8 protein-coding genes are annotated in these 10,019 nt (G+C 47.5%); all 8 read left to right on the top strand.

Annotation, left to right across the window (positions count from 1 at the left end; genetic code table 11):
- Positions 1-920: sigma-54 interaction domain-containing protein (locus L5656_RS08820; protein ID WP_297201973.1), on the top strand; the 920-nt coding region annotated here is incomplete at its 5' end.
- Between the two features lie 387 nt (positions 921-1,307).
- Positions 1,308-2,651 (top strand): GntP family permease, encoded by a 1,344-nt coding sequence (locus tag L5656_RS08815; RefSeq protein WP_366018183.1) that lies wholly within the window; start codon positions 1,308-1,310, stop codon positions 2,649-2,651.
- Between the two features lie 138 nt (positions 2,652-2,789).
- A complete protein-coding gene (locus L5656_RS08810; RefSeq protein ID WP_297201968.1) occupies positions 2,790-4,340 on the top strand; it encodes an acyl CoA:acetate/3-ketoacid CoA transferase in 1,551 nt (516 codons plus the stop codon).
- A 67-nt stretch (positions 4,341-4,407) separates the two neighbouring features.
- Positions 4,408-5,592 (top strand): acetyl-CoA C-acetyltransferase, encoded by a 1,185-nt coding sequence (locus tag L5656_RS08805; protein WP_297201964.1) that lies wholly within the window; start codon positions 4,408-4,410, stop codon positions 5,590-5,592.
- An 89-nt stretch (positions 5,593-5,681) separates the two neighbouring features.
- Entirely contained in the window at positions 5,682-6,422 is a 741-nt protein-coding gene (gene fabG / locus L5656_RS08800; RefSeq protein WP_297201962.1) for a 3-oxoacyl-ACP reductase FabG, read from the top strand.
- A 23-nt stretch (positions 6,423-6,445) separates the two neighbouring features.
- Positions 6,446-7,306 (top strand): 3-hydroxyacyl-CoA dehydrogenase family protein, encoded by an 861-nt coding sequence (locus tag L5656_RS08795; RefSeq protein WP_297201958.1) that lies wholly within the window; start codon positions 6,446-6,448, stop codon positions 7,304-7,306.
- Between the two features lie 319 nt (positions 7,307-7,625).
- Positions 7,626-8,279 carry a flavodoxin family protein gene (locus L5656_RS08790; protein ID WP_297201955.1) on the top strand — a complete coding sequence of 218 codons (654 nt, stop codon included), beginning with the start codon at positions 7,626-7,628 and terminating at the stop codon, positions 8,277-8,279.
- Between the two features lie 108 nt (positions 8,280-8,387).
- Positions 8,388-9,833 carry a sodium:proton antiporter gene (locus L5656_RS08785; protein WP_297201953.1) on the top strand — a complete coding sequence of 482 codons (1,446 nt, stop codon included), beginning with the start codon at positions 8,388-8,390 and terminating at the stop codon, positions 9,831-9,833.
- Positions 9,834-10,019: the final 186 nt, after the last annotated feature.

The following is a 10,019-nucleotide window of genomic DNA, read 5'->3' as shown; positions in this document are numbered from 1 at the left end:
GAGAGCTGAAGGAGATGGTGGCCAAAGTAGCTTGGACAGGCTCAACCGTGTTATTAAGAGGGGAGAGTGGCACGGGGAAGGAACTATTTGCTCATGCTATTCACAACGCTTCACCACGCTACCATGGACCCTTCATAAAGGTTAACTGTGCAGCCATTCCAGAAAATCTACTGGAATCTGAACTCTTTGGTTATGAAGAGGGCGCCTTTACAGGGGCAAAAAAAGGAGGGAAAGCTGGTAAGTTTGAATTAGCTAATGGAGGTACGATATTTTTGGATGAAATAGGAGATATGCCTTTAAATATGCAGGCTAAGCTTTTAAGGGTTCTTCAAGAAAAGGAAGTAGAGCGCGTAGGAGGTAACAGGCCGATTAAAATAGATGTTCGTGTTATTGCTGCGACAAATTGTGACTTAGAAAAGTTGGTAAAAGAGGGAAGATTTAGGGCTGATCTATTTTATCGTCTGAATGTGGTAACTCTTGAAATACCGCCCTTGAGGGAACGTAAAGGAGATATTCCGGTATTGGTTGAGCATTTTTTAGATAAACTGGGAAGGACTTTAGGCTGTGGGAGAAAAAAGATTAGCCCCGCTGCTTTAGAAGTTTTAGTTCGGCACAACTGGCCTGGCAACGTTAGGGAATTAGAAAACGTATTAGAGCGAGCTCTAAATGTAGTAGACGGGCCTGAGATTTTGCCTCATCACCTACCACCTTATTTGACGGAAGGGCAGGGGGCTAGGCCCTTGCGACCATTGAAAGAAACGTTGGCGAAGGTGGAGAGAGATTTGTTAGAAGAGGCACTGAGATATACCCATGGAGACTGTCTTGCGGCAGCACGTCTTTTGGGACTGAGCAAATCAGCTTTTTACGAAAAGGTAGCGCGATACCGATTAGGCAAAAAGTTTTCCGGAAACACGGAATAAGTCCTGATTTCCGGAAGGAGGTATTGGAGCCGCTTTAGACCTATTTATATCAGAATTAGCCGAAACAATCGATTCCGGGAATCCGGAACACAATAACGAAACGCGAATTTATTCCCTCAGCCATTTGCTCTGCATATTGTTCAATTCATCGGACTCTAATGCTTGGCATGAAAGTTGCTTTTTAAGTTCCATAGAAGGTCACTGTTATCAGAATACGAGAAAGGGGGGGGTTGTAGAATTTTAGAATAAAGTGGAAAAAGAGAGAGTGAGAGCACAAAGAGGAGAAAAAAGGAAATTATTACAAAGAACGAAAGATACTGAACTAAGGAGGTTGAACATGTGGCATTTGTTAGCATTTTGTTTATACTAATAAGCCTTGGATTATTAATGTTTTTCGCTTATCGCGGCTGGTCGGTCATTCTTATGGCTCCCGTTTTTGCTTTGTTAGCGGCCGCAGCGAGCGGATTGCACGTATTACCTAGCTACACCGAGCTGTTCATGCCTAAGATGGTCACTTACATCAAGAACTTCTTCCCCATATTTATGTTAGGTGCCGTCTTTGGTAAAGTGATGGAAGATTCAGGAGCAGCACGTTCCATTGCTCACTGGGTAGTACGTTCACTTGGTAAAGAACGGGCGATTATAGCGGTGGTGTTGGCTTGCGCCATTTTGACCTATGGAGGAGTAAGCCTATTTGTAGTAGCCTTTGCCGTTTATCCCTTTGCAGCGGCTCTGTTTAAAGAGGCAGGCATCCCCAAACGGCTGATACCTGCTTGTATTGCCCTTGGCTCTTTTACCTTTACCATGGTAGCTGTACCTGGTACACCGCAGATCCAGAATATGATCCCTACCCGTTATTTTGGAACGACAGCTTATGCCGCTCCGGTTACCGGTATCTTATATACCATCATCGTTTTTGTTGCTGGAGTAGCCTGGCTGGAGTGGCGGCGGCGTAAAGCTATGCTAGCGGGCGAAGGTTACGGACAGCACACCAAGAATGAACCGGAAGCAATCGACAATAATAACCTTCCACCTGTATGGTCATCGCTTTTTCCTATGGTCTTAGTGCTGCTACTGAACTTCGTATTAACTAAGGTCTTCACAGGCCTCAAGCCCGACATTATGAAGCCTTTCCAGGGTGCGAGCCCCGTATCTCAGGTTGCTCCTACCTGGGCCCTGTTGGTTGCTCTGGTGATAGGCATTATAACGGCTATATGCTTAAACTGGCGTACCATGAAAGGTAAATATGTCAACAGTTTAAACCAAGGTACTCTAGGCTCCTTATTAGCGATAATGAACACAGCCTCTGAAGTAGGTTATGGAAATACGATAGCTGCTCTTATAGGTTTTCAAGCCATAGCAGAAGCTTTGATGTCCATTAAAGTGGGTGGGATGCCTCTTGTTTCAGAATTCATCACCGTCAACGTTCTGGCTGGTATAACTGGCTCAGCCTCGGGAGGCATGAGTATAGCTTTAGAAACTATGAGCAAGCAGTACTTGGACTGGGCCTTGAACGTCGGCCTTAATCCACAGCTTCTACACCGAATAGCGGCTATGGCTTCCAGCGGCTTTGATACGTTGCCTCATAACGGTGCAGTAATCACGTTGTTGGCTATCTGCGGCTTGACCCACAGGGAGTCGTATTTAGATATCTGCATGGTATCGTTGGTTATTACCTTTACTACAGGGTTCCTGATGGCCCTTTTAGCTCCGGTTATTGGCTTCGTGTAAGGCCAAGAAGACGCTACTATGAGCGAAAATCCATTTCTGTTTGAAGTCCACTATTAAGCTGCAGGGGCTCCTTCCGAGGGCCCCTGCCATACAGTCCCTCCAATGAATATTTTCTGCAGTGAGGAGGTCTCGCTAGACATGGCTCCTAAGTTTGTGCCAGCAGAAGAAGCAGTAAAGCTAGTGCAAGACGGAGATACCTTGGCTATCAATGGGTTTGTAGGGAATGCGCACCCCGAAGAATTAACTTCTGCGCTAGAGAAGCGATACTTAAGCACTGGTCGTCCGCGTGGGTTAACCTTAGTCTATGCGGCAGGGCAGGGAGATGGGCAGGACCGGGGCATGAATCACCTGGCCCACGAGGGGTTACTGAAAAGGGTTATCGGTGGTCACTGGAATTTAGCCCCGAAGTTAGGCCGTCTCGCAGTAGAGAATAAAATAGAGGCTTATAATTTCCCGCAGGGGGTAATCTCGCAACTATTCCGCGAGATAGCTGCAAAAAGGCCAGGTTTAATAACTCATGTAGGTTTAAAAACCTTCGTTGATCCCCGGCTAGAGGGTGGTAAGCTAAACAGCGTTACGTCTGAAGACTTAGTGGAAGTAATTAACATTGGAGGACGTGAGAGGCTCTTTTACAAGGCCTTTCCGATCAATATCGCATTCATCCGGGGTACTACGGCGGACGAAAAAGGTAACATCACCATGGAGAAAGAAGCTGCCTGCCTGGAAGCGCTAGCCATTGCCCAAGCTGCTCGGAACTCTGGGGGCAAGGTGATAGTGCAGGTGGAACGAATAGCGCAAGCTGGTACCTTAGATCCTCGGCTAGTTAAGATTCCTAGCATTTTAGTTGACGTAGTAGTGGTAGCCCAGCCAGAAAATCATTATCAGACCTTTGCTGAGCAATATAATCCCGCATACAGCGGCGAAGTTAAGATTCCTCTTGCCCAGTTACCATCCATACCGCTGGATGAACGTAAAATCATAGCGCGCCGTGCTCTATTTGAGTTGTACCAGGGTGCTATCGTGAACCTCGGGATAGGTATTCCGGAAGCCATTGGGGTCGTTGCGGCAGAAGAAGGTATTAGTGATTACATGAGCTTGACTGTGGAAGCAGGCCTTATTGGAGGCGTCCCAGCAGGCGGGCTAAGCTTTGGAGCTGCGGTTAATCCCGAGTGTATTATCGATCAGCCCTCTCAGTTTGATTTCTATGACGGAGGAGGCCTAGATCTAGCTTTCCTAGGTATGGCCCAGATGGATGGGGCAGGAAATGTGAACGTTTCTAAATTTGGTCCCCGTATTGCAGGTGCAGGCGGGTTTATAAACATAACCCAAAATGCCAAGAAGGTTGTCTTTTGCGGAAGCTTTACTGCAGGAGGCTTGGAGGTTAGTACCGGTGACGGCCGGTTGTCTATACGAACCGAAGGGAAGTTTCAGAAGCTAGTGCCTAGGGTGGAGCAGGTCACATTTAGCGGTGAATATGCGCGGGAACAGGGGCAGACCGTTTTGTATATTACAGAACGAGCTGTTTTCGAGCTAAGGCCAGATGGGGTTTATCTAACCGAAATTGCCCCGGGAGTCAATTTAGAGAGGGATGTACTCGAGAAGATGGGGTTTGTTCCCAAGATCGCCGAGGATCTAAAAATTATGGATGAGCGCATCTTTTGGGATAAGCCCATGGGAATTAAAAGGTAGCCCTCTCGCTTTGCGCTATGTCTCAAACTTGAGTAAGGCAAAATTAAACACGAGAGGAGTGGGACCCGTGACTGATGTCGTTATTGTCAGCGCCGTACGGACGGCCATAGGCACTTTTGGAGGAACCTTAAAAGACATTCCGGCAAGCGAGCTGGGTGCGATAGTAGTAAAGGAAGCCCTTCAGCGCGCGGGTATAGAAGCAGGGCAAGTGGACGAAGTGATTCTAGGTAATGTGCTGCAGGCTGGCCAAGGTCAGAATCCGGCGCGGCAGGCAGCTATAAAGGCTGGAATTCCGGTGGAAGTGCCGGCCATGACTATAAATATGGTCTGCGGCTCAGGCCTGCGGGCTGTGAACCTTGCGGCCGGTATGATTGCCAGTGGAGAGGCAGATATAATAGTCGCTGGCGGGATAGAAAACATGTCTCAGGCTCCCTATGCTTTACCTGGAGCCCGCTGGGGCATGAGGATGGGTGATGGCCAGGTAGTCGATATTATGATTAAGGATGGCTTATGGGATGTATTCAATGACTACCATATGGGGATTACTGCTGAGAATTTAGCCCAGAAGTACAACATCTCGCGAGAGGAACAGGATATGTTTGCACTGGAGAGTCAGAAACGGGCCGAAAAGGCCATAAAAGAGGGTCGGTTCCGGGAGGAGATTGTCCCTGTTAGAGTGCCTCAGAAGAAAGGCGAGCCGATTGAGTTCGCACAGGACGAACATCCTCGTTTTGGTACTACCCTTGAGGCCTTGGCCAAGCTACGGCCTGCCTTTAAGAAGGATGGAACGGTGACCGCTGGCAATGCCTCGGGGATAAATGACGGGGCGGCAGGCCTGGTTTTAACCTCGTCGTGGAAAGCGGAAAGCCTGGGCCTTAAGCCGTTAGCCGTAGTTCGCAGTTGGGCGGCGGCTGGAGTAGATCCAAGCATTATGGGTATTGGTCCAGTAGAAGCTACCCGCAAAGCTTTAAAACGGGCAGGGTTGACTTTAGCTGACATAGATTTAATTGAGGCCAACGAAGCCTTCGCTGCTCAATGCCTGGCTGTAGTCAAAGAGTTAGAATTGGATTTAAACAAGACTAATGTAAACGGTGGAGCCATAGCTTTAGGGCATCCCATAGGTGCTAGTGGTGCCCGTATTCTAGTAACCCTCCTTTATGAAATGCAAAGGAGGGGCAGCCGCTATGGTCTAGCTACGTTATGCGTAGGTGGGGGCATGGGCGTAGCCACTATAGTGGAACGGCTCGGATGAGGATAGCCTGTATGGCTTAGTTGGTTTTTTCAAAGATAATAGTGGCCAATTTATGTAGGATAATTTTTCGTAGGAAAGGGAGGTAACCTATGCGCCTTAAGGATAAAGTAACTATCATTACGGGCGGAGCTAAAGGGATTGGGAAGGAGACAGCACTGCTCTTCGCGCGCGAAGGAGCCAAGGTGGTTATCTGTGATTTTGACGAAGAGGCAGGTCAGAAGACCCTAGAAGAGCTCAGAGCGACAGGAGCAGCAGCCCTTTTCTTTAAAGTCGACGTGACCGACCGGGCCAGTGTACAAGCCATGGTAGAGGCCACCAAAAAGGAGTTCGGCCGCATTGACATATTAATCAACAATGCAGGGATAACATCCGATGCCTTGCTCACCAAAATGACGGAAGAACAGTGGGACAAGGTTATAGCTGTAAACTTGAAGGGCGTATTCAACTGCACCCAGGCAGTGGTACCTGTTATGTTGGAGCAGGGTTCTGGCGTCATCCTAAACGCTTCTTCAGTAGTGGGGGTCTACGGTAATATTGGCCAGACTAACTATGCAGCTACTAAAGCTGGTGTGATTGGTATGACTAAGTCTTGGGCCAAGGAACTAGGTAGGAAGGGTATAAGGGTTAATGCAGTAGCCCCTGGATTTATTCTGACTGATATGACGGCTAAAGTACCTCAGAAGATATTGGATATGATGAAAGAAAAGACGCCTCTGGGGCGTTTGGGCTTACCCCAGGATGTAGCTGCGGCTTACCTTTTCCTGGCTTCAGATGAGGCTTCTTACATTAACGGGCAAGTGTTAGGTGTAGATGGGGGATTGATGATTTAAATATTAGGGAGGTTAAAGCGATAATGCAAGTACAGCATATCGCTGTAATAGGAGCGGGGACCATGGGCAGCGGTATTGCCCAGGTCCTTGCCCAATCTGGTTTTAATGTAACTCTATTGGATACTACTCAAGATCTGGCGGAAAAGGGCTTGGATAAAATAAAAAGCAGCCTAGAGAAAATGGTAGAAAAAGGCAAGATAGATAAAGCGACAGCAATGGAAGCCTTGGCTCGTATTCGCTGCGGAAGCGATCTAAATTTAGCAGCAAGAGCAGAATTGGTAATTGAAGCGATTTTTGAGGAAATAGGAGCCAAACGGGATCTCTTCCGGAAACTAGATGAAATCTGCCCGCCAGGAGTTATTTTAGCGTCCAATACCTCTTCCCTTAGCATTACCGAAATGGGAGCGGCAACTAAGCGCCCCGAACAGGTTATAGGAATGCACTTCTTTAACCCAGTTCCGGTAATGCAGCTTGTAGAGATAATACGGGGGCAAAGAACTAGCGAAACGACGGTAGAGAGTGTAAAGGAACTGGCACTGGCCTTGGGGAAAAAGCCAATAGTGGTGACGGAAAGTCCCGGATTTGTGGTAAATAGACTCTTGATCCCTATGATTAACGAGGCTATTTTCTTGCTACAAGAGGGTGTGGCAAGTGCGGCTGATATTGATACGGCTATGATGGCGGGGGCTAACCACCCTATGGGTCCCCTGGCGCTAGCGGACTTAATTGGGCTGGACGTCTGTCTCGCCATCATGGAGACGCTATATAGGGAGCTGGGAGAGGCTAAATACCGGCCTGCACCCCTGTTAAGGAAGATGGTGAGGGCAGGTTACCTGGGTCGCAAGACAGGTCGGGGCTTTTACGAGTATTCCACATCAAAATAAGCATGGATACTCTGGTATTTGGAGGACCCAGGAATTGCTCCCGAAATGATAGGTATAAGTTTTAATAACCTGGGCGGCCCGGGAATTTATCGCTTCATTAGCTTTCAGTGTTCTTTCGGGCCGCCCGGATTCAAGCGAAATGTTTTTGAAAGCTAGATGTTTTTGAACCTACTGTAGATATATTAGCAAGGTTTTTTAGGTGGCACGAGATACGGGTGGGATTTGTTGCCTAAACCCTAAAGGTAACTTGGAGATGGTTGAACGTTGGCTTTCTTTTAGGCATGTAAAATGCTTTGTTCTTTTTGGGGGAGGGGGTACTATGCGCTCGTTACCGAAAGTAATAGCCATAAATGGTAGCCATCGCAAGGGTAGAAATACCGCAGCACTTCTTTTGGCTGTACTAGAGGGAGCTCAAGAAGAGGGTGCAGCTATCGAGCTAATTGAGCTGGTAGATTATAATATAAAACCATGTCTGGGGTGCAACAGATGTGTGGGGAAGTCTCAGTGTACAATAAATGACGATGATATGACCAAGCTTGCAGAGAAACTTTTACAAGCTGATGGTATCGTCTTGGGGTCTCCGGTGTATTTTGGAAATGTCACCGGGCGTATGAAGGTTTTCATGGACAGGACGAGGTGGCTTTATCTGTCGAAAAGCCTGTTGAGTGGGAAAGTAGGAGCCGCGGTTACTCATGCTGCTCTGCGGAATGGAGGTCAGGAGTTGGTTCATCTTGTCTTAGAGCGCTTCCTTATTATGCATGGCATGCTAGTTGCCACTAGTAGAAATCCGGATGGCGCCGTGTACAATAATGGTGCAACAGGTACCCTTTTTAGGGCGATAGAAAGTGATGGTGAGATTATCTGGAGGCGAAGTGTGGGTGATGATGAACTGGCCTTGAGAGAATGTCGCCAACTGGGGCGTAACGTAATGAAATTGGTTAAACAGTTAAAGGAAAGTTATGGGGTAGGTTAATGTTACCCATGACTTACCCAGATTAGATAAAGTAATAGTGATGGATTATAACAGAAATTGTGTCCTGTAAAAGCCTCTATGGGTTCCTTTAGGGGGAAGATGAATTTCATGTATTGGCGAGCAGGTATGGTATTGGTGATAAGTTCCCTTGCTGTTTTTGGGGGACAGAAGGTGGCTTGGGCTTCAGAGAAGCTGGAATTAGGCCATGTTTTACCTTTGTGGAGCATCCTTCCCTTTGTAGGTATACTTCTTTCTATAGCTATTTTTCCCTTAGTGAACTCTCGTTGGTGGGAACGCAACATGGGGAAGGTAAGCGCTTTCTGGGCGCTGACTTTTTTTGTACCGTTTCTAATAGTTTATGGCTCGGAGGTAGCTTTCCATAAGGTTGTAGAGGTTTACCTTCTTGATTATATTCCTTTTATTATCTTACTCTTTGGCTTATTTGCAGTTTCTGGTGGCCTTATCCTGCGGGGCACCCTGAAGGGAACACCCCTGGGTAATACTGTGCTTCTCCTGGTGGGAACGGTCTTATCCAGTTGGGTGGGCACTACAGGGGCCTCCATGCTCCTTATAAGGCCGGTCATCCGGGCAAACGAGTGGCGCCGGTATAAGGCTCATACGATAATATTCTTTATATTCCTTGTTTCTAACATAGGTGGCTCCCTTACCCCGGTGGGCGATCCACCACTTTTCTTGGGTTTTTTACGTGGAGTTCCCTTCTTCTGGACCATGCGACTTATAGTACCTATGGGCTTTAATGTACTCATCTTACTCACCCTTTATTATCTCTTGGATAGCTACTACTTCCGTAAGGAAGATGTGCCTACACATAGCTCTACCACTCTGCCTCTACGGCTAGAAGGCTTGCAGAATCTGCTTTATTTGGGTATCATTGTTGGTTCAGTGATTTTTAGTGGTCTCCTAGCGAAAAACCCTGCTTTTGGCGATCAGAAGACCGGGGAACTGTACGGCTTACCAATACTTAAGCACGGGGAAGAGACTGTAGTTTTACCTTATGTAAACCTCATTCGTGATACCTTAATACTTCTAGCTGCCTACCTTTCTCTAAAGACTACTCCTCAAAACATCCGCCGGGATAATCGGTTCACCTGGGGCCCCATCAAGGAAGTGGCTGTCCTTTTTGCAGGTATTTTCATGACGATGATACCGGCTCTGGAGATCCTCCACGCCCGTGGTGCCTATCTAGGGCTTACCCGGCCAGCACACTTTTTCTGGGCAACCGGGGCTCTGTCTAGCTTCTTGGATAACGCACCTACTTATCTTGTATTTCTGACCACTGCCGCCAGTCTCGGAGCTACTTCTGGTGTAACTACTACCTTAGGTGTAATAGATCCCAAGATGCTTATGGCTGTGTCCTGTGGGGCCGTGTTTATGGGAGCCAATACCTACATTGGTAACGCTCCCAACTTTATGGTGCGCTCCATCGCCGAGGAGAACCAAATCCGTATGCCCAGTTTTTTCGGTTACATGGCATGGTCCCTGGGTATCTTGATACCGCTATTTATCTTGGATACATTGTTCTTTTTTGGGTAGACATGAAGCAGGAGTGGCTTTCATTTTTCAGAAGCGGATAAGGTCGCTCGATCTATTCCTCTATCTCTACGATCTCTTGTGGACAGGGAGGCATAAAGATGAGCAGGTTAGGCAACTTTTATAGTCCCTCTTCGGTCGCAGTAATCGGCGCATCGAAAACGCCGGGCAAAGTAGGCCATTCAGTAG

Source organism: Thermanaeromonas sp. (genome assembly GCF_021890735.1).
Classification (GTDB): domain Bacteria; phylum Bacillota; class DSM-521; order Neomoorellales; family Neomoorellaceae; genus Thermanaeromonas.
This window is presented reverse-complemented; position numbering and strand designations above follow the sequence as displayed.

What these genes read in the sequence shown, in the direction of transcription:
- L5656_RS08790 (WP_297201955.1), top strand. Translation starts at nt 7,626, where the DNA reads ATGCGCTCGTTACCGAAAGTAATAGCCATAAATGGTAGCCATCGCAAG.
- L5656_RS08785 (WP_297201953.1), top strand. Translation starts at nt 8,388, where the DNA reads ATGTATTGGCGAGCAGGTATGGTATTGGTGATAAGTTCCCTTGCTGTT.
- fabG (WP_297201962.1), top strand. Translation starts at nt 5,682, where the DNA reads ATGCGCCTTAAGGATAAAGTAACTATCATTACGGGCGGAGCTAAAGGG.
- L5656_RS08810 (WP_297201968.1), top strand. Translation starts at nt 2,790, where the DNA reads ATGGCTCCTAAGTTTGTGCCAGCAGAAGAAGCAGTAAAGCTAGTGCAA.
- L5656_RS08795 (WP_297201958.1), top strand. Translation starts at nt 6,446, where the DNA reads ATGCAAGTACAGCATATCGCTGTAATAGGAGCGGGGACCATGGGCAGC.
- L5656_RS08815 (WP_366018183.1), top strand. Translation starts at nt 1,308, where the DNA reads ATGTTTTTCGCTTATCGCGGCTGGTCGGTCATTCTTATGGCTCCCGTT.